The sequence below is a fragment of the Thermogemmatispora sp. genome (genome assembly GCF_042408735.1).
GTDB lineage: Bacteria > Chloroflexota > Ktedonobacteria > Ktedonobacterales > Ktedonobacteraceae > Thermogemmatispora.
The window spans coordinates 32,163-50,294 of sequence record NZ_JBHOQV010000150.1 but is presented as its reverse complement, the minus strand read 5'-3'; the positions used below and the strand labels follow the sequence as shown (position 1 = coordinate 50,294).

General features: G+C 62.6%; 15 protein-coding genes and 1 pseudogene. 6 read left to right on the top strand and 10 right to left on the bottom strand.

Annotated features, from left to right (window positions below; genetic code table 11):
- The first annotated feature begins 667 nt into the window (after window positions 1–667).
- Window positions 668–1,069 carry a globin family protein gene (locus tag ACFMO7_RS16610; RefSeq protein ID WP_376796602.1) on the top strand — a complete coding sequence of 134 codons (402 nt, stop codon included), beginning with the start codon at window positions 668–670 and terminating at the stop codon, window positions 1,067–1,069.
- A gap of 182 nt (window positions 1,070–1,251) precedes the next feature.
- On the opposite strand, the gene ACFMO7_RS16605 is transcribed toward ACFMO7_RS16610, so the two are convergent.
- Window positions 1,252–2,142 (bottom strand): bifunctional 5,10-methylenetetrahydrofolate dehydrogenase/5,10-methenyltetrahydrofolate cyclohydrolase, encoded by an 891-nt coding sequence (locus ACFMO7_RS16605; protein WP_376796601.1) that lies wholly within the window; start codon window positions 2,140–2,142, stop codon window positions 1,252–1,254.
- On the bottom strand, window positions 2,139–2,762 hold the full coding sequence (locus ACFMO7_RS16600; RefSeq protein WP_376796600.1) for a cyclodeaminase/cyclohydrolase family protein: 624 nt from the start codon (window positions 2,760–2,762) through the stop codon (window positions 2,139–2,141). The genes ACFMO7_RS16605 and ACFMO7_RS16600 overlap by 4 nt, the downstream gene beginning before the upstream one ends.
- Window positions 2,763–3,298: 536 nt before the next feature.
- Between ACFMO7_RS16600 and ACFMO7_RS16595 the strand changes: the two genes are divergently transcribed.
- A complete protein-coding gene (locus ACFMO7_RS16595) occupies window positions 3,299–4,486 on the top strand; it encodes a WD40 repeat domain-containing protein (protein ID WP_376796599.1) in 1,188 nt (395 codons plus the stop codon).
- A gap of 96 nt (window positions 4,487–4,582) precedes the next feature.
- Here ACFMO7_RS16595 and ACFMO7_RS16590 read toward each other — a convergent pair whose 3' ends face one another.
- The 5 genes and pseudogenes from ACFMO7_RS16590 to ACFMO7_RS16570 form a co-directional block, all read right to left on the bottom strand.
- Window positions 4,583–6,862: a Piwi domain-containing protein gene (locus ACFMO7_RS16590; protein ID WP_376796598.1), complete on the bottom strand. Its 2,280-nt coding sequence runs from the start codon at window positions 6,860–6,862 to the stop codon at window positions 4,583–4,585.
- Between the two features lie 263 nt (window positions 6,863–7,125).
- The gene (locus tag ACFMO7_RS16585) at window positions 7,126–8,181 is read right to left on the bottom strand and encodes a hypothetical protein (RefSeq protein WP_376796597.1); all 1,056 of its coding nucleotides are present in this window, start codon (window positions 8,179–8,181) and stop codon (window positions 7,126–7,128) included.
- Between the two features lie 319 nt (window positions 8,182–8,500).
- Complete coding sequence (locus ACFMO7_RS16580) at window positions 8,501–8,839, bottom strand: SHOCT domain-containing protein (RefSeq protein WP_376796596.1); 339 nt, start codon at window positions 8,837–8,839, stop codon at window positions 8,501–8,503.
- Between the two features lie 699 nt (window positions 8,840–9,538).
- Window positions 9,539–9,685, bottom strand: a pseudogene (locus ACFMO7_RS16575) (hypothetical protein); the annotation flags it as partial.
- 602 nt (window positions 9,686–10,287) lie between these two features.
- Complete coding sequence (locus ACFMO7_RS16570; RefSeq protein WP_376796595.1) at window positions 10,288–10,692, bottom strand: winged helix-turn-helix transcriptional regulator; 405 nt, start codon at window positions 10,690–10,692, stop codon at window positions 10,288–10,290.
- Between the two features lie 240 nt (window positions 10,693–10,932).
- Here ACFMO7_RS16570 and ACFMO7_RS16565 point away from each other — a divergent pair, with 240 nt between their 5' ends.
- Window positions 10,933–11,451 (top strand): DoxX family protein, encoded by a 519-nt coding sequence (locus ACFMO7_RS16565; RefSeq protein WP_376796594.1) that lies wholly within the window; start codon window positions 10,933–10,935, stop codon window positions 11,449–11,451.
- A gap of 98 nt (window positions 11,452–11,549) precedes the next feature.
- Window positions 11,550–12,308 (top strand): DsbA family oxidoreductase, encoded by a 759-nt coding sequence (locus ACFMO7_RS16560; protein ID WP_376796593.1) that lies wholly within the window; start codon window positions 11,550–11,552, stop codon window positions 12,306–12,308.
- Window positions 12,309–12,510: 202 nt separating this feature from the next.
- Here the strand turns inward: ACFMO7_RS16560 and ACFMO7_RS16555 are convergent, their stop codons facing one another.
- Window positions 12,511–13,161, bottom strand: a complete 651-nt coding sequence (locus tag ACFMO7_RS16555) for a hypothetical protein (protein WP_376796592.1) — start codon at window positions 13,159–13,161, stop codon at window positions 12,511–12,513.
- A 486-nt stretch (window positions 13,162–13,647) separates the two neighbouring features.
- Here ACFMO7_RS16555 and ACFMO7_RS16550 point away from each other — a divergent pair, with 486 nt between their 5' ends.
- Window positions 13,648–14,196, top strand: a complete 549-nt coding sequence (locus tag ACFMO7_RS16550) for a molybdopterin-dependent oxidoreductase (RefSeq protein WP_376796591.1) — start codon at window positions 13,648–13,650, stop codon at window positions 14,194–14,196.
- 85 nt (window positions 14,197–14,281) lie between these two features.
- Here the strand turns inward: ACFMO7_RS16550 and ACFMO7_RS16545 are convergent, their stop codons facing one another.
- Complete coding sequence (locus ACFMO7_RS16545) at window positions 14,282–14,794, bottom strand: hypothetical protein (RefSeq protein ID WP_376796590.1); 513 nt, start codon at window positions 14,792–14,794, stop codon at window positions 14,282–14,284.
- Window positions 14,795–15,187: 393 nt separating this feature from the next.
- Between ACFMO7_RS16545 and ACFMO7_RS16540 the strand changes: the two genes are divergently transcribed.
- Window positions 15,188–16,687 carry a ribonuclease H-like domain-containing protein gene (locus ACFMO7_RS16540; protein WP_376796589.1) on the top strand — a complete coding sequence of 500 codons (1,500 nt, stop codon included), beginning with the start codon at window positions 15,188–15,190 and terminating at the stop codon, window positions 16,685–16,687.
- A 30-nt stretch (window positions 16,688–16,717) separates the two neighbouring features.
- On the opposite strand, the gene ACFMO7_RS16535 is transcribed toward ACFMO7_RS16540, so the two are convergent.
- The gene (locus tag ACFMO7_RS16535) at window positions 16,718–17,989 is read right to left on the bottom strand and encodes a cation:proton antiporter (RefSeq protein WP_376796629.1); all 1,272 of its coding nucleotides are present in this window, start codon (window positions 17,987–17,989) and stop codon (window positions 16,718–16,720) included.
- Window positions 17,990–18,132: the final 143 nt, after the last annotated feature.

Genomic DNA, 18,132 nt, shown 5'->3' with positions numbered 1-18,132 from the left:
ATGAGTGAGACGAGGCGGGCGGGCACAGAGCCACTGCCCCGCTCCAACTGGAGGCGCAGGAGCAAGCTCCTGCTACCTACCAGTATAGCTGAGCTGTGCCGCCAAAGCAAGGCACCTTCTCATCCGGCGCGGCGATCGCTCTTCGTATAGACATTGGTCTATATAGAGGCCAGACCAGGCAGGTATCAAGGCGGATCAACAGGAGCGGTCGGGCCTCTGGAGGCCGCCGTATTGTGCACAATGTATAAATATCAGAAAGTAAAATCATTCATTCTACTCATTAACAAGGGAAATAGAAAGTGTTACTGTATAAGCAGACAAAGAGATTGGGCGTAATGAACAACTACCGGTCAGTCTGACTCACGGCTGGCGCGGGGCAGCGGACGAGCGAGCCAGATCAGCAAGGGTGCCGGGCGAGCGGCGGCCAGCGACCAGCTAAAGGATGGGGAGCCTCGCTTCAACCAGGCTGTCGGTGGCCAGCTCCCGCCTGTCAGGCATTGGGGAGGTCGGCGTGCGGAACTCGAGCCGAGGCTGAGCTGAGCCAGATACGGCTGTTGAAGAGGGGGTAGCCTGTCCGGATCAGGACCAGGTTCTGGACCTGGTGGCGCGAATGTGAAAGAAGCATAGAAATAAGGATAAGAGGAAGAAAGGGAGAGAGGCGACCGACATGAACGCGCCCTTGCTCAAAGAAAGCTTTGGGCTAATTGCCCCGCAAAAAGAAGCCTTCGCGCGCCGCTTCTATGAGCGTCTGTTTGCGGCCTACCCGCAAACGCGCCTCCTCTTTGCCGGGACCGATATGCGGCGCCAGGAGAGCGCCCTCATGGCCACCCTGGCCGCTGTGGTGGCCGGTGTTGAGCGTGGTGAGAACCTGGAGCCGGTGTTGCGCAGGCTAGGGGAGCGCCACTATCGCTATGGCGTGCAGCCGGAGCACTATCCTCTGGTTGGCCAGGCCCTGCTTGCCACCTTTGGCGACTTTCTCGGGCCGCGCTTCTCTCCGGCCATGCACGATGCCTGGGCCCAGGCGTTTGAAGTCATCAGCTCCCAGATGATTGCTGCTGGTGAACCATAGCACGTTGCGTGGAGGGGCTCCCCACCGTGTCTTTGCCCTCCTGGGTGCGGGTGCCCCTCCCTCCCCCATGGCGGCAGCTCATGGACTGGCTCGCCGGCTCTGCTCTGCTCTGCTCTGCTGCTTCCCCCTGGCCCCGAAATGGCAGTCAGGCTTGCTGAAGAGGCGCAGCGGCCAAGCCCAGGCTAGGAGAGCGAAGAAAGGCCGAGCGACTCCTCCGACAGTCCACTTGCCAGCCAGGCGGCGCGGACGCACTGCTTGAGCAGCATCACATTGGTGAGAGGGCCGACGCCGCCCGGCGTGGGCGTAAGTGCCGACGCCACCTCGCGCACCGCCTCAAAGTCCACATCGCCCACGATGCCCCCTTCCGGCAGAGCGTTGATCCCCACATCGATGACCACTGCTCCCGGGCGCACCATCTCGGCGGTGACCAGACGTGGACGCCCGACGGCGGCGATCAGAACATCGGCCTGGCGGGTCAAGGTCGTCAGGTCGCGGGTGCGCGAATGGCAGACGCTCACCGTGGCGTGGCGCTGCAAGAGCATCAAAGCCAGGGGCTTGCCCACTACGTTGCTGCGCCCCAGTACTACCACCCGCTTGCCCGCCAGGGCGATCCGGCTGCGGTCCAGGATCTCCATCACGGCGGCTGCGGTCGACGGCAGGAAGCTGGGCAGACCCAGGAAGAGGTTGCCGGCGCTGCCCGGGCTGATACCGTCGATATCTTTGGCCGGGGCCACTGTATCGGCTACCATCTTCTGCGAGAGGTGAGCTGGTAAAGGCATCTGCACAAGGATGCCGTGGGTCTGCTGGTCGGTATTCAACTGCAGCAGCAGGGCGTGCAGCTCATCGGCGCTCGTCAAGGCGGGTAGTTCCTCTAAGCGGGCCTGTACGCCGATCTCGCCGGCCAGGCGCAGGATCGCCCGGGTATAGACCCCAGAAGCGGCGTCGCCGCCCACTCGCACGATCACCAGGCCAGGCGGATAGCCCTGCCGTTCGCGGAAACGGGCGACCTCGCTCCGCAGCTCGCCGCGGATCTCGGCACTGAGGGCCCGCCCGTCAAGAATCGTTGCGCTCACAGTGCCCCTCCCACTAGCCTCACTACGTCTGTATGGCCTGCTTCTACCCGCTGCAGGGCCACCTCGAGGCGCGCCTGCAGCTGCTCGACCAGTTGCTGGTTCTTGAGGGAGCGCAGGTTGACGCGCACCATCCAGGCCGCCCCCTGGGCCGCGCTCACTACCAGTGCGGCTCCCGCGGCGATGTCGCTGCGCACATTCTTGTTGCCGATCTGGGCCAGGCGCACGCAGAAGCTCATCAGCTCCGCTGCCCGCTCGGCGACCTCCAGCGGCACCAGGGCCGCCTCGTGAAGCCGCACCTGAATGGCCCGGCTGCGAGCCTCGTTCTCTTCAGCACTCCCTTTTGGGAGACGAAAGCTCATGGAGAGCCGCTCATAGGCGTCGATGTCTTCCTGCATGAGCTGCTGAAAGCGCTCGCGCAACTCCTCTGTCTTTTGCAGAATATCCTCTATCTCGTCCTGTACATCAGCGTAGCCGCTCTTGCCAATGGTGAGCCGCGTGACCATGCTGGCAAGGGCTGCACCCATCGCTCCACTCAGCGCCGCAGCGGAGCCGCCCCCGGGTGTTGGTTGTGAGGAAGAGAGATCATTGAGATACTCCCGTAAGGATTGATCTAGATACATGTACATGTCCTTGCAAAGAGCAGTCTGTGTTGGCTAACTTCGGTATCCCAGAGGGACTGGCGTTTTGGGGGACATTATAGCACAGAACTGCTGAAGCTGCGCGTCCTCCGGCGCCGCCGCTGCTCTCTGTGTGCTTGTTGTGAGCTTGAGCACTGCGCAGGTGTGAGCTGCGTGCTAGCAGCGGCGGTCCCTTGGCTGCTATCGTTGGCGTCAGGAAAAAGCTGCAGAGCAGGCTGAAGGAAGATCTCAGCCCCCAGGCTATGCCTGGCTCGTTCGAAGACGATGTCTGCGGAAACGAAGAGTGAGCAACTGCATTGAACAGCAAGATGGCAGGTGGCGGCAAGGTGAAAGCCCCTCTCCCTGCTCCCTGGTGCCAGAAGAGAAGGGCGCGCGCGCGCGCTCTCTCTCTCTCTCTCTGACCCTTCGACTGTCGGGTCGGGGGCTGATCCTGCCCGCCGCCTTGGTTTGGGCTGACGGCCCAAGCCGGTCAGCCTTGGCCTCATGCTCTGTCTGTGCTGCGGGAGGAAGAGATCGCGATGCTTCAGAGAAAGAGAAACGGGATGCTCAATGCCTGGCATGGTCTTTTCGTGGGCCTGACGGTATGGGAAGGGGTCCCCGGTCCCGAGGGAGACCGGCGACTGCCGGCTGGCGGGGAGCCGGAGCAGGGGATACGCTGGTCGAGTGCGGCCTCTGCCACACCCACGGCTGCCGATCCGCTGATCTTTCGCGCGCCTGCGGGGCAAACGGTGGTTGATATAGCCTGGTCGCCGGACAGCCGGCGGCTGGCTTACTGCACGTGGGGCTACATTCCCGATCTGCGGATCTGCGATCTGGCCACCCGTAGGACCCTGCTGCTGTACCCGGACGAGCAGGATGGTGTCGCTCTGGTGACGGGCCTGCGCTGGTTCTCCTCTGGCTGTGGACGGCTCTGCTCCTTGGGCGACTGGCGCCCTCCTCTGCTGTCAGGCCATTCTGCTGGGACGGAGGCTGCCGACCCAGGCTCTGTCGTTCGCTCTGTCGGACTGGCCCTGGGATTAGCGGGTGCCTCGCTCCATGTCTTTGCCTGGTCGCCGGATGGTAGCCGCGTGGCCCTGGCCAGTGATCAGCAGGTGGTGGTCAGGGCAGCGAGCAGCGGCCAGGTGCTGGCAACCTACCCGGCCAGCCCGTCGCCGGGGGGCCAGCCCTCCTACTGCCTGGCCTGGTCACCGGATGGCCGGCTGATCGCTTCGGCGGGACGCCTGCACGCTCTCGATGTGTGGGATGCTGCCAGTGGGCAGCCCTGGCGCTCCTTCCCTGAGCAGGCCCAGGCCATTGCCGCCGCCTGGTCGCCGGATGGGCGCTTCCTGGCCTACATGCTTGGCAACAATCTGGTGGCCAACCCCGGTCGCTTGCTGCCGGTGCAGGTCGTGGTGCGCGAAGTAAGGACCGGAGTGCAGGTCCTGGTCCTGAAGGGACGCTTCCTCGTTGATCGCACGGGGATAGGCCTGTTGATCTATCCGCACAGCCTGGCCTGGTCGCCGGATAGCCGCTATCTGCTGGCCGCCGGGCAGGACGCTGAGGTGCAGGTCTGGGAGGTAGCAGCTCAGCGCCTGGTCTGCAGCTATCGAGGTCACTGCTCCTGCGTACTGGCGGTAGCCTGGTCTCCTGACGGCAGAAGGATCGCTTCAGCAGGCCAGGATGGGACGATTCGGATTTGGGAGGCTCCAAGGCTGCCTCCTGGCTGATCCCTTCCTTCCTTGTTTCGCCGTGGTCGGTGGGCCTTGGCCCAGAGGCGCGGGAGAGAGCGAAGGCCCGCGTCCGCGCCCGCGCCGCGCCCATCTTCAGAGCCAGAAAGGCAGTGTGCCTTCGGCCCTGGGGGGGCGAATGCCGACGAGGGCCAGCCCGCCCAGTTCGTCGCTGTAGTGAATGGTGACCGGCAGCCGTGGGGGGCGCAGCGAGCCAGCGTGCAGCAGCGTTAGGGCCAGAACCGAGTGAAGGGCCTGCTCAATGGGAAAAGGCGGTTCGCTGCGGATGTGCAGAGGCTCCGGCGTGACGGCAGGCGAGGGCGGCAGGGTCGAGACGAGCAGGGCCTCGTAGTCGTTCAGGAGCAAGGTGCTGCCTTTGGGGGGCGAGGTGATGCCTGCCAGATACTGGGGAGCCGGCGCGGACGATCGGAGGCTGGCCGGTCTGCTCCCTTCCTGTCCGCGGCCCCTCGGCGGAGAGGTCCAGGTTGAGGAGGACTGTTGGTTGTAGAGGCGCGGAGCCCCCTGCTTGAGGACCTCGACGAGCAGGAACGTCGCTCCAATGCGCTGCGCCCACTCCTGCAGGTCCTGTTTCTCGCGACCGCAGTAGGGGCCGTCGCGCTGGATGAGGACACGCTTGCCAGCGAAAAGGGCTTGGGGAAAGAGTTGCTGCAGAAGCTCTGCTGGTATGGTCTCGCCGTCGATGACGGTGTCGGCTATGCGGTACTGGAGAAGCTGGCCATCGTTTTGAAAAATTCTGGTTTGGGCGGTTAAGCTGACGCTGCCAGGGAGCGAGACCTTGCGGCGGCGAGCGATATCGATGCCGACGATCACATCCGTATAGGGAAGCGGCTCGGCGAGCACATAGGGCACGCCGCCCATCTTGCTCAGCAGACCGAGGGCGATGTTGGAGGCGGCGAAGCGCAGCTCGTTCAGAGTAGAGAAGAGAACGACCTGGCTGGGGAGATCGCGACCGATGGTGATGGCCTTGAAGTGGTGGTAGAGAGTCCAGCTCTGTGGCCTCGAGGCCAGGCTGGTCTCTTCTCGCGCCAGGGGTTGCGCCTCTTGATCCGGCATGAGGGCGAGCAGCGCATCGTCGGCCCTTTCCCGCTGCAGGGTCTCGATGACCTCTTCCAGGGCTTCCTTGCTCTTATGAGCGAGTCGCTTGAGAAAAAACTTCACTGGAGCCTGGAAGTTCTGGAAAGCACGCCCCAGCTCTTGGGCGAAGGCCGTCAGCCGTTCCTGGGAGAGGTTGTCGGTCAGGATCAGACCGACTCGCAGCTTTCTCTGCTGAGCGAGAGGGGGAGCTGGGCGGTAGAAGCCATGACGCTGTAAGCCTGAGAGCACTTCCTTGTCGCCGTCGATGATGCGCTGCCGACCCACACGGAGCCGCGGGCGAAAGTCCAGATCGACACTGCGCCGGAAGAGGGTCGGCTCCGTGCGGCTGTTGTAGGCCGAAGAGCGGATCAGACCCCGTTCCTGAAGTGGTTGGGCCAGAGCGCTGACCATTGCGGCCCTCCTGGATGGGGCGAGGTGAAGACGGCTGTGAACCTGGCTGCTGTCCAGACCCAGGCGCTCGTAGTCGCCAGGCTGCACAATGAGGCGCAGCCCGCTCAGGGGATATTCGTACTCTTTGCTCCTGGCAGTCTGCACGAGAACCACCGCTTCTTCATCGCCTGCTTGCTGCAGGCGCCGCCTGGAGGACTCGCGCGTTGCCAGGGCCAGCAGACGCTGGCGCTCCGTGCCAACGCGCCCCGTTATTTGGACAATCTGGCCGCAGAGGTCGCCGTCTTTGGCCTTGACCCGCAGCCCGCGGAGACGTTGCTCTAGCTCTTCCTGCCCCTGCCATGCGAGCGTCTGACAGAACGACCGCAGGTCCTGCTTGAGGACGGGCTGCGAGTGAACCGAGATGGAGATCGCTGGCTTTCCCTGGACCAGCCAGCCGCGCAGGCGGAAGGTGCGCCAGATCTGGAGCGTCGGCGGCAACTCTTCGTGGTAGGGCTGCAAGGCGCTTTGTAGCTCTTCGGCCAGTTCATCGGCGAGGCCGAAAGCTACGTAATCGGCCTGTTCCCCTGGCCCAACCTGCCAGCCCTTGTCTGACCGGATGGCGCGCAGCCCGCGGAAATCGCCGCTCGGTAGCGACCAGAGGGCCTGCCAGTGCGGCTTCAACTGCTCTTCCGTGTAGCTCTGATCGCTGACCAGGCGCCGGCTGGCCCGGCTCCAGAACCAGTGACCTGGGATGCGGCGGCGCAGTTCATAGGCCAGCTTGCCGCCAACCATCGCCGGGTCATCGTGAGTTGTCAGCTCCAGCGTATAGCCAATCAGAGGAGGCAAGGCTTCGCTGCGGAGCGGAAAGATCTCTGTTGTTAGCTCTGTCATACCGTTCGAACCACTATCTATCAGATGTTTTCCGGTACCGGTATTGGAAAAGGCTTGGCCGCGGTGGCCCGACTGGCGTTAGCGGCGCTATGCTCCCTTTTTCTCTTTTCCGGGCTGTGCGGCTGAAGATGGAAAGCTTCGCCAGATGAAGGGCAGCCTGGAGAGAGGTAGCAAGTCGGATGTGCAAGGTTATCGCTGGCCCAGGGCCAGGGAGCGCCGGACGGCTACCCTGGCCCTGGCCAGGAGCGGGCTGAGGCGTTGGCTCAGCAAAGCTGCTGCATGATGGCGATGTACTGGTTCCAGTCTGTGATAGCATAAATATTCTCGGTCAGGAGGGCACAGTTATTCACGATGGCGTACTGGGGCGCTGTCCACGCCTGGCTGCTGATCAGCTGATCTAGCACCGTTTTGGCATGGGCCCCCATTTGAAAGACGGCGACGATCATCTCTGTGCCGAAGCCTGGCGCTCCGCCCGAGGTATCGTAGAACTGGTAGGAGCCGTGCGCGGGGTAGAACTCGCAGCAGGATAGCCACCAGTTTGGGGGAAGTGCCCGGATGCAGCCGCCGTCGGCCGAGCAGGCGATGGGGAGGTAGTTGGCGATGAAGGCGTGCAACAGGGTGTCTGCGGTTGGTCCGCTGTAGGGCACGCTTACCGTTGGTGTAGGACCGATAACCACGACAGTTGGCTGGGCCGCTGCGGTGGCGGTCGGCTGCGCTCCGCTAAGGACCGTGGCCGTTGGCAGGGCGGTCACGCTCGGGGTGGGGCTTGCTCGCTGGCCCAGACGCCGGCTAAGGGCGCTGGCGGTGGCCGTACTGGGGGCGTTTAAATGCTTGATGAGTGGCACAAAGCCGCCAGCGCTGGCGTAGAGGGCGATGAGGAGAGCAGAGGTGGTCGAAAGCAGGAAGACTAGCCCGCCGATGATAAGAGCGGTACCCAAGCGCACGGTTCTGGGCTGGCGCGTCGGCGGAGGCGGTGGAAGCACGAGGAGCGGCTCAGGGTAAGGCCCGCTGGCCTCAGCGAAAGAGGCCCCTGCCGGTCCGCTGTAGGGGTCGGTCGCACGCGCCGTGGGAGCCAGAGCCTCTGATGGCTGCCTGCCCTCTGTATTGTGCTCTGGGCCTGCCTCTGTGGCAGAGGGGGAGGAGGTGGCAGCCTCGCTGGCCTGTGGAGTTGAGGAAGGAGGCTCTGGCTCAGCGGGTGCAGGTGCGGGTGCGGGTGCAGCCTCTGCCTGCGACTCGGAAGATGCAGCTACAGTGGCAGGTGCATCGGCCTGCGAGTCTGGTTGCGGAGCTATCTCGGCCTTCTCTGCTGCTTCATCCATCGATAGTCCTCCCTGGAGAAACGATTAACCATGCTTCTCATAACATAAAATATAAATTTAGACAGAAAATAGCTAAAGCCCAGTTAGATATAGGCTACGAGCCACAGGGGAGTGAAAGAACGAGAGAGCCGATCTCTCTACCAGAGAGAACGTTGCTCGCCCCATTTCTCTGCCCATCTATCGAGCCGATGGACCAAAAAGGTAGTTGCTTCTACAAAAAACGTGCGAGTCAGCTACCTGTCTGACCGCAGGAAGGTAGCCGGCTCGCACGAGCGTGCTGAGTTCTTCTGGAAGCTGATGCCCCTGGCTACGGGAGGCATCAGTAGCCGCTCAGAATGCGCTGCTTTTCGGCCTCAAACTCAGCCTCGGTCAGGGTACCAGAGGCGCGCAGCCGCTCCAGGAGCTGTAGCTGTGCCAGGCGTGCATCCGCAGCGGCACCAGGGTTCTGGGCCGGTGCCTGATAGGGAGGGTAAGCGTAGCCCTGTTGATAGTACGGCGGATAGCCCTGGTAGGGCTGGTTACGCCCCTGCCAGCGTCCGAGCATATAGCCCAGACCGCCCGCCAGCAAATCGCTGAAGAGACCGCCACCGAAGCCGAAACCGAAGGGGAAGAAAACGGGGCCACCCCAGCCCCAACCATGATGGTGATGATGGTGCATAGCCTTCACGCTCCTCGTTGTGTAAGCTTCTCTTGCCTTGTCTTCTCTAACCTGATCGTTCGTTCAGGCACCAGCGCCGATCACTGCGCGGGCGCCGGTGTGCCTGCCGGCAAGGACCGGCATATGTGAGGGGAGAGGCGGCAGGCAGATTAGGAGGCAGTCATTTCAGTACCCTCAAGCGGATCGGCTCACGTAGTTGATCTGCCTGCCGCCCTTTTCTCTCTCCTCCATGGAAGAGATACGCACGAGGAGTTCACAGGTTAAAGGTCATACGGACGGCACGGCTCCTCGGTCTACCGGCCGTCAACGTGTCCCCTCCTCGCGCTTTCTCTCCTTATTCCTTGCCTTTCCCACCTTGCCCTCCACTTCATGAAACACCAGAGGCTGGCCTTCTCTTCCCATCTGACGGGTCAGAGGAGGCCTCGCTGGCTGGTGCTGGTCTGCTTGCTTTTCCTTATAAGCATGGCGGCCATCGAGAAAGCCCGGTTTGGGCGCGGAAGGCAGGTGCCTCGCCGATCGTCCCGCTGGGGAGAGATGCTGCTGTCTCCCAAAGCCAATAGCTGACGGCCCAGCGGCAAACCGCTCAGAAAAGCGGAGGCCGGTAGGTTGGGTGAACAGCTATTCCCCCCAGGACTGAGAGCGCGTGAGGTCGCCCTACAGAGGACCGACGAGGCACCGCCCGGGTCGACGGCTCCTGGCTCAAGCCAGGAGCTTGCCCGCAGTCCCGTCGGCCCGGGTTTCAGGGCTGCTTGACCGCTGCCCACTGTTCCGAAGGGCAGTACAGCGTGCGCGCCCGCGAATATTCCGAGCTGCATTCATAGCGGCGTGCCCCTCGGCCCCACAGTGGGGACAGGTGAAAACATGGCGGCGACGGGTTCCCCGTTGTCCACATCAGAAAGATTGGCAGACCACTGCGCGTCGTCATCAGCGCCCACCCGTTCATCAGGTGCTGGCTGCCTTCCTCCCTCCCCTGGCCGAAGCCAGGGTGCCCCAGCGGCACGTCTTTATGGATCGGCTGCCTGCCCTGGGAGAGCAACCGCTCGCTGCCCCGCGAGTCGCCCTAAAGGCGCCTCGTCTTGCTCGCAGGTCCTGGCTCGTCAGCCGTTCCCCAGGCGGGCAGCACGTCCGCTGACTGGCGCAGTTCCAGGACGGCAGGTGGCCGAGAGACCAGGGCCGACCGAGGTCCCAGCGCGGCAGGAAGGTGGCCATCGCCCTGAGATCCTCGGGACCGGCCTGGCGGCCTCCTGGAAGGAAATGAGCAAAGGATTATTTTAATCTGTTTTTTTGATGATTCAATTATTTGATAACCCAGGAAGTGATAAGAGTAGGTAGGAGGCTGCTATCCCAAGAGAGCAAGCTGGAGGAGGGAGGGCAAGAGAGAAAAGAGCTGCCTGCTGACATAAGGGGGCAAACCAGACAAAAAGAGGCTCCTGGCTGGCGCTCGGGGGCTAGGCTTCCTGGCTCGGCTCCGAACTCCCGCACAGGGTGCTGATCTCTGGTTCGACCTCCGTGGCGGAGCCGGAGGCTGGCGGAAGACAGAACTCCTGACAGGAAGTGGATGGCAGCGGATCGCTCAGATTCCTGCGCGCGAATATTTCGATGGCCGTGATCACCTGACCGAACTCCTGGCCCTTAGCGGTCAGATGGTATTCCACGCGGGGAGGAATCTCCAAAAAAGCCCGCCGCTCAACAAAGCCCAGCGCTTCCAGGAGGCGCAGACGCTGGGTCAGCGTACGTGAGCTAATATGGCCTATCTGCTCCTGCAGCTCGCCAAAGCGTTGAGGGCCGCGCTGCAGGCTGATCATAATCAGCAGGATCCAGACATCGCCGACCAGGCGAACGGCGCGTCCCATGGGCGTCCTTGCATTGCAGGCCTCCGGCCTCGCCGCCGGCTGTTCGCGTTCAGCTCTCTTCATAGCCATGAGTATACCACACTATTAATAGGAAAGCAACATCCTTGACGATAGTAGCTTTCTATGATACGCTTACTTTCAGAAAGAAAGTAAAGAGCAAGAGAGCCGCTGTCTGGGCGGAGGGCCTGGCGCTCTGCCCGGGCAGCTCAGCGATAGAGTGAGGAAAGGAGTGATCTTTTGATGTCGACAACCCTGAGCCTTGGGCTGCTGATCCTGCGTCTGGGGGCTGGCTTAACGCTCACCGGGCATGGACTGCAGAAGCTCCTGGGATGGTTTGGCGGGGCGGGACTGGCCCGCACGCGCGAGAACTTTGCGCGTCAGGGCTTACAGCCGGCCTGGCTCTGGGTCGCGCTCGCCGTTCTGGGGGAGGTGGGCGGTGGTCTGGCGGTCGCGCTGGGCTTTCTCACCGCTGTAGGAGCGGCTGGCATGGCGGGCGCGATGGCAATGGCGACCTTCAAGAGCCACTGGCGCAACGGCTTCTGGATGCAGCGCGGTGGCTATGAATATAGCTTGCTCCTGCTGCTCGTCAGCATCGTCATCGGCCTCACAGGTCCGGGCGACTACGCCTTCGATGCCCTGCTGGGCATCAGCCAGCGGGAGACGCCGCTCTTTATCGGGCTGGCACTGGCCGCACTCATCGTCGTAGCGATCGGTATCCTCATCAGTCGCAGGCCCCAGGCAATCTCACAGGATGCCTGAGCCTGCCCGGGGCCGGCTGGCTCTCGGGGTGGCCCGCCTATCCGTCCTCCAGTCGGGGCTGCCGGGAGGGCCGCCGGCCATCTTGGAGCGAGACGACAATGGAGATCGAAATCTGGTCGGACGTCGTTTGTCCCTGGTGTTATATCGGCAAGCGGCGCCTGGAAAAAGCGCTGGCCAGCTTCGAGCAGCGCGACCGCGTCAGGCTAATCTGGCGCAGTTTCCAGCTTGATCCGTCGGCCCCACGGGAGGCCCACGAGCGCGTGAGCGCCGTGCTGGCGCGCAAATACGCTATCTCTCGAGCCGAGGCGGAGGCCATGAACGCGCGCGTCAGCGCCCTGGCCGCTCAGGAGGGTCTGATCTTCCATCTCGATCAGGCGCGCTACTGCAATACCTTCGATGCTCACCGGTTGCTTCATCTGGCCGCCGCCCATGACCAGGCCCAGGAGCTGGCTGAGCGCCTCTGGCGTGCTTACTTCAGCGAAGGGGCGGTCCTCAGCGAGCCGGGGACGCTGTATCGCCTGGCGAGCGAGGTGGGTCTGCCTGAGCCTGAAGTGGCGCTGGTCCTACAAAGCTCAGCCTACAGCGAGGCGGTGCGGGCCGATGAGCGGCGCGCCCATGAACTGGGTGTGCAGGGAGTACCCTTCTTTCTCTTCGCGGGACGCTATGCCGTCTCGGGCGCGCAGCCGGTCCCACTGCTGCGCCGGGTGCTGGAACGGGCCTGGCGCGAGAGCGCTCAGGAGCCGCCGCAGTTAGTGACCGCTGCCGAGGCGCGAGCCGCCCAGGAACAGATCTGCAGCGACGAGAGCTGCGCGCTGCCGGGGAGCGAGAACGTCGACCAGGGCAAGGGCAGCGCCTGATCGCTGCCCCATCAGGCCCTAGCGCAGGATGAGATAGCAGGCCAGCAGAAGCAGGATGATCAGGATCGCGATCATCAGGAAGAGCAGGGCGCTGAGCAGGCGCCGCACCGCGTCCGTCCCGATGGCAGCCAGACCGGCTGTGATGCGCCCTGGGTACTGGCTGATCCTGGGCCTGCCCTCATCCCAGCCTACCAGCGTCGAACTAACGGCGAAAGGGTTCCTCCTCGCGCGGCCACTCGATGACCTCTATGTTCTCCTTGATGACCCGCTCGTACCAGTCTGCGTCGCGGTGGAGCTGCTCGCGCTCTTCGGAGGAAAGAGATGTTTCAGCGCAACGCCGGGCCTGCCAGGCCGCCAGTACTGCTATATCGCGCTGATATTTATCGGGAACAGAAAGGTAGAACTCTCTTTGTTCCCTGGCTATGCGTGCTAAATTAGCCTGGAATTCATCTATAAAAGAGTCTTCTTTGCCTAGAAGCTTGTTTGCGCTACCTTTTTGTATAGCAGTTTTTATTGTATTTACATATAATTCTCTAGCTTTTTCGTATATATCTTCACAATTATCAAAAATTAACTTTTCTTGTGGATTATATACTTTTGTCTGTTCATCCACAATTTTATCGGCCACCTTCTCCAGGGCAGTCTGGCTGAGGTAAAAATAAAGCTTCTGCCCTGCTTTCTCCTCGCGCAGCTTCTGCAGGGAGCGTATCTCCTTGACGGCACGAAGGATGATCTGATTATGCAAACCGGTAGGAAGGTCTCCCTCGACGTTGGCTGGCAGTTGTGCCCTATCGGCGGCCTGCAAGCTCTGGAAGTCTTCAGGTTGGTAGGGAAGGCCGTTGGTCTCGATCATGATGACGATGGTCCTTTCTGTCAACTGCAGAACATGTACCTTGACCTTCCGCGGCGGCGACAAGGCGAGGCTAGCGGGGGCGGGCGTCGGTGGTCCGACCGCCCTGGCGGCTTCCTCCGTGAGTGGGCCTGACGGCTGTAGCCGCTGCCGACGCCGTCGCCACCAGCGCAGCCAGGCCCGAGGGCCATGTCGTCCGTAGCGGTGCAGCATGATAATTCTGTACTAAAAAATCGACTGTAATTCCCGCGCTTAAGATCGACAATATTCTATTGAAAAGCATACTCTTTATTTCAAGAATTGTCAAGTAATTTTGCTGTGTACCATTGGACTTCATAATTGTACAACGGCGCCTGGTTGCTATGCCCTACGGGCCGCTCAGCTGGGGAGGTACGGGCAGATTGGACTGGTCCTTGTTGCAGGCTATGCTGACGTGCTATAACATGCTATAGCTCTCGTGAGACCAATTCTCCGCTGTTGAGGAGCGCAATGATGGAGCGGAACAAAGAACCGCAGCGGCTTGCGGCGCTGCCGGCTCATCCGTTGGAGCCGGCAGTTGGAGACGGGCAGGCTAAGTTGCGCATTGACGGTCTGGTAGAGCGTGTTCTGGAGCTGGGAGCGGAGGAGCTGGTCGCCTTGCTCGCCTCGCCACGCGTGACCTGGCAGGCTCCATTCTCCTGTCAAGAAGGCTGGGTTGTTCCCTCCCTGACCTGGGAAGGCTGGCCGCTGCGCGCCCTGCTCGACCTGGCTCAGCCACTGCCCACGGCCCGGGCGGTAGCCGTCTCCGCTGGCAGCTACTCCCTCTGGTTGACCCTTGAAGAGGCCGGCCAGGCCCTCCTCTGTGACCGGCTCAACGGGGCCCCGCTCACTCGCGAGCACGGGGCGCCCTGGCGGCTCCTTCTTCCCGGCGGCCAATGCTACACCAGTGTCAAATGGGTCGACACCCTGCTTGTCAGCGAGACTCTCGGCCTCTCCACTGCCGGGCAACTTGCCCGCCAGCGCCTGCAGGCTCGTCACCAGAGCGGAGCGCGTTCTTAGTCTCTTGCCGGTCCTGCTCACCGCCCGAGCATGGGGGCGCCGGCACCGCTCGCGGGCTGGTCCGTCTCACCAGCCCGCGAGCGAGCTAATGCTCTGGCTCCCCTGGTGGCCCGGCTGGCGAAGAGGAATCTGAGGCAGCCGTCGAGAGGCTGGGGCGCAGCACGCTCTCGCTCAGCATAATAACAAAGACTATCGTCGGTAAAAGAAGCATCACGACCGATACGGTGGTCTCGAATCCTATCGCCGCTTCATGGTTTAAAAGAAAATGTAAAACGATAGCGATCAGGAGAATAAAAGCGATGAGGCCTATTCTTTGGGCAAAGAGGGCGAGGAGAAGCCTTCTCCGCTGGCGGCTTACGGCCAGCCGCCGCGTCTGCCCCGCCAGGACAAGGCGCCAATTGGCAACCAGACGCTGCGTCAGGAGGATCAGGACGAGCGTCAGGGCGAGACCATAGGCCAGCAAGGCGGCGGTGAAGAGCAGAAGAAAGGAGAGAAAAAAGCCCGGCTCTTGTTCCGGGTTTAACAGCGAGAGGCCGCCAGCGAGCAGATTGAAGGGCAGCCCTACCAGGACGGCTATAAGGATGATTTTTCTCAGCATGGCTGTCTGTCCTCCGTTGATCCTGCCATCCCCTCTTGCAAGGTGAGACGGCTTCTCCTCTTCTTCATGAGGAACTCGCTTCGGACATATTCATCGATATCGTCGCCAGCAGCCCATCTTGCTTGCGTGCTGCTAAAATATAGCATGCTTCTATCAGAAGAGCAAACGTTGGATTGCGCCTGAGCATAGGGCAGCTTCTGGCAAGAGAGAGAAGATTCCTCGGCTCAAAGAACACCTCATCGTCAAAAAGTGGTCGTCTCCTGCGTCTGCTTATGCGAGATGCCTGGTCGGTCTGAGCGGGCTGCTTTTGAAGGGAGGAGGGACGGCCTGGACCGCTGGCAGTCGGGCCGCGCTATCACCAGCCAGGAGAAAGCAGAACGGAGCTTTGTTTCTATGCGCATCTTCTTCTTTTCTGACTGGCGCATTCAGCAGTTGGAGCTTGTTGAGCGGCTGCTGCGCTCCGTGGCACCCGTTGACGTCATCGTCTATGGGGGAGATGATGTGAGACGTTTTCTCAGCGCGCCGAAACAAAACTATTTTGCCCATCTGGCCGGCTATGCCCGTTATGGTCTGCTTGGAGTCATCGGCAACGACTGTTGGCCGGAGGACCGCCTCATCTTGCAGGCGCCGGGGGTGCGTGATCTTCATGCCGAGCCATGTTTGATCGAGGACGTTGGCTTCATTGGCATCGAAGGTGCCATCTGTGATGGCGAGCGCAACGCCATTGGCAGGATCCTCCACTCGGAAGGCGAGGTGCGCTGCCACCTTGAGCAGGCCCGTCGGCGTCTGGGCGAGCAGGCTCGCCGTTTGGTGGTAGTCTCGCATACGCCGCCGGCGGGCTGCCGTCTCGACATTGGCATTCGCTTCGGCTTCAGCCGTCTAGGCTCAGAGGCCCTTAGAGACTTTGTGCTGGACCAGCAGCCGGACCTCGTTCTCTGCGGACACTGCCACTCGCGCGGCGGCAAAACGGCCCTGCTAGGCGGCAGCCTGGTAGTCAATGCCGCCTCTGATGACACCAATCCCGAGCTGGCGCGCGTTGCCCTGATCGAGCTGGATGCAACGGCCTCCCCGCCGACGGTCACCTGGTTGAAGCCGCCCACCCGTCTGCGGGGGCCGCACATTGGTCCCCAGCGAGCCGAGAAGCTGGCCGCCTATGGTATCACGCGCCTGGATGAGCTGCGCACGGCCCCGCCGGAGGTACTCAAGGCCATTCAATTTGGTCCTTTGCGTCGCCGGCGGCTGGAAAGCTACCTGTGTGCCTGCGAGGAGAATCGGGCCGTCTGGCTGGAGACGCCGCAATTCCCCTCATCCATGCTCTTCTACGACGTAGAGACCGGCCTGGTCTCCCCCAGCCCTTTCAAGGGGAGCGCGCCTGACCCGTGGCTGATCGGTGCTTTCGACGGCCAGGAGCTGCGTCAATGGATCGTTCCCGAGGAGGATAGGAGCCGTCGCCGCGCAATGTTCGAGGACTTCCTGGCCTATGTCGCGGCCCATCCGGGCGCGACCCTCTGTTCCTGGAGCGGTAGCTGCTTCGACGAGCGCTCCATGGAGGAGGGGATCGTCCGTTGGGCACCGCCCCTGCTGCTGCGCTGGAGGCCCCTGCCGAAGCTCGACCTGTTGCGGATGCTCAAGAAGATCCTGGTGCTGCCGCTGACGAGCTGGTCGCTCAAGGAGGTGGCTGGCTGGTGCGGCTTCTCCTGGAGCGGCGACCTGGATGGTTTCGAGGCCGGCCTGCTCTACGAGGAGTATCGGACCTTCGGGGAACCCCTGCCTGTCGAGCTGATTGCCCGCTACAACGCCGAGGACGTGCTGGCCCTGGCCCATGTAACGCGGTACCTGCTCAGCACTCTGCCGGCCTCGACCGCCTCCCCGGGCGCTGGTCGGGAGCGCTGACAGACGCCCGTCTCATGGCGCCTGCCTAGCCTAGGGATCAGCCCCTGGTGGCTCTCTTCCCTCCCGCACGGCCTGCTGGCTGAGGGTGGCAAAAGCTGCTGGCCTCGGCCCATCGACTCCCATCGCCGGCAGCAGCCAGCAGGCCATGACCGTTGTCGCCAGTGCCATGAGTACGCCCATACTGAAGAGCGCTGGCGAGAGCAGGCCGGCGTCCAGCCCGACGTTGAGCACGATCAGTTCCACCAGGCCCCGGGCATTCAGCAAGGTTCCCAGGGCTAGAGACTGGCGCCAGGTCCGGCTCAGGCCCGTCCAGCGCGCGGCGAGTGTGCCCCCCAGCAGCTTGCCAGCGCAGGCCACAGCCAGCAACAGGAGGCCCAGCAGCCAGAGTTGGCCTGTGCCTAGCAGATCGAGGTGTGTGCGCAGACCGCTATAGACGAAGTAGAGAGGCAGCAACAGCAGATCGTTGATCTCCTGCACTGCCAGCGGCAATCGCAGCAGGACCGGTCGACGTGGCAGACAAAGGCCCATCACAAAGGCCCCAAACAGCGGATGGACGCCAATTGCTCCCGTCAGATACGAGCAGAGCAAGAGCAAGAGCAAACTCAGGACCGTCAACAGCGGCGGAGCCACCTCACGCCGGGCGAGCCAGGCCAGTGCCGGGCGCAGCAGCAAAAAGGCCGCCAGGCTAAAGAGCAGCGTTGAGGCCAGTGTCAGGGCTACCATTGGCAGGGAGCCGTCGGCATGCGTCAAAGCCAGAGTCAAAGCCAACAGGCACCAGGCCAGCACATCGTCCACAGCGGCGCACAACAAAGCGGCCTGGCCGACAGGGGTCTGCTGCCAGCCACACTCACTCAGCAGTCGTGCCAGCACCGGGAAAGCGGTAATAGCCAGGGCCGTTCCGAGCAACAGCCCGAAGGTAAGCAGTGTGGCCTGGGGTCCCGCCAGCCTGGGCCAGAAGAGCAGGGCCAGAGCAATCCCGCTGCCAAAAGGCAGGAGCATGCTCGCGAGCGAGACCAGCAGCACCTGGCCGCTCTGGCGCCAGGCCAGCTCGACATCGAGCTGGGCCCCCAAGGCGAACAGGTAGAAGATCAGGCCCAGATCTCCCAGGGCCTGCAGCCCCGCCAAAGTATTGGTCGGAAAAAGCCAGTGCTCCAATGCCGGGGCCAGCCGTCCGAGCAGGCTCGGCCCGAGCAGCAGCCCAGCCACCATCTCGCCGATCACCGACGGCAGTCCCAGCCGCCGACCAGCCAGCGCGCAGAGCTGAACAGCGGCCACAATCAGCGCCAGTTGTAGCAGCAGCATTTGAGTCACGCGCCGTCCTCCTTGCTTCCTTGCTGAATAGCGGTCGGTGGGAGAAGCCTGGCCAGCGAGTGCTGCCGATCCCGACAGAGCAGGTCCACCGCTGGCCAGGGCATCCTCTCCTTCCTCTCCCCAGAGCGCCCGCG

Coding starts and splice junctions, on each gene's coding strand:
- ACFMO7_RS16585 (WP_376796597.1), bottom strand. CDS start 8,181: ATGGATGAAGCAGCAGAGAAGGCCGAGATAGCTCCGCAACCAGACTCG.
- ACFMO7_RS16590 (WP_376796598.1), bottom strand. CDS start 6,862: ATGACAGAGCTAACAACAGAGATCTTTCCGCTCCGCAGCGAAGCCTTG.
- ACFMO7_RS16560 (WP_376796593.1), top strand. CDS start 11,550: ATGGAGATCGAAATCTGGTCGGACGTCGTTTGTCCCTGGTGTTATATC.
- ACFMO7_RS16555 (WP_376796592.1), bottom strand. CDS start 13,161: ATGATCGAGACCAACGGCCTTCCCTACCAACCTGAAGACTTCCAGAGC.
- ACFMO7_RS16545 (WP_376796590.1), bottom strand. CDS start 14,794: ATGCTGAGAAAAATCATCCTTATAGCCGTCCTGGTAGGGCTGCCCTTC.
- ACFMO7_RS16565 (WP_376796594.1), top strand. CDS start 10,933: ATGTCGACAACCCTGAGCCTTGGGCTGCTGATCCTGCGTCTGGGGGCT.
- ACFMO7_RS16535 (WP_376796629.1), bottom strand. CDS start 17,989: ATGCTGCTGCTACAACTGGCGCTGATTGTGGCCGCTGTTCAGCTCTGC.
- ACFMO7_RS16600 (WP_376796600.1), bottom strand. CDS start 2,762: ATGTATCTAGATCAATCCTTACGGGAGTATCTCAATGATCTCTCTTCC.
- ACFMO7_RS16550 (WP_376796591.1), top strand. CDS start 13,648: ATGATGGAGCGGAACAAAGAACCGCAGCGGCTTGCGGCGCTGCCGGCT.
- ACFMO7_RS16580 (WP_376796596.1), bottom strand. CDS start 8,839: ATGCACCATCATCACCATCATGGTTGGGGCTGGGGTGGCCCCGTTTTC.
- ACFMO7_RS16540 (WP_376796589.1), top strand. CDS start 15,188: ATGCGCATCTTCTTCTTTTCTGACTGGCGCATTCAGCAGTTGGAGCTT.
- ACFMO7_RS16570 (WP_376796595.1), bottom strand. CDS start 10,692: ATGGGACGCGCCGTTCGCCTGGTCGGCGATGTCTGGATCCTGCTGATT.
- ACFMO7_RS16595 (WP_376796599.1), top strand. CDS start 3,299: ATGCTTCAGAGAAAGAGAAACGGGATGCTCAATGCCTGGCATGGTCTT.
- ACFMO7_RS16610 (WP_376796602.1), top strand. CDS start 668: ATGAACGCGCCCTTGCTCAAAGAAAGCTTTGGGCTAATTGCCCCGCAA.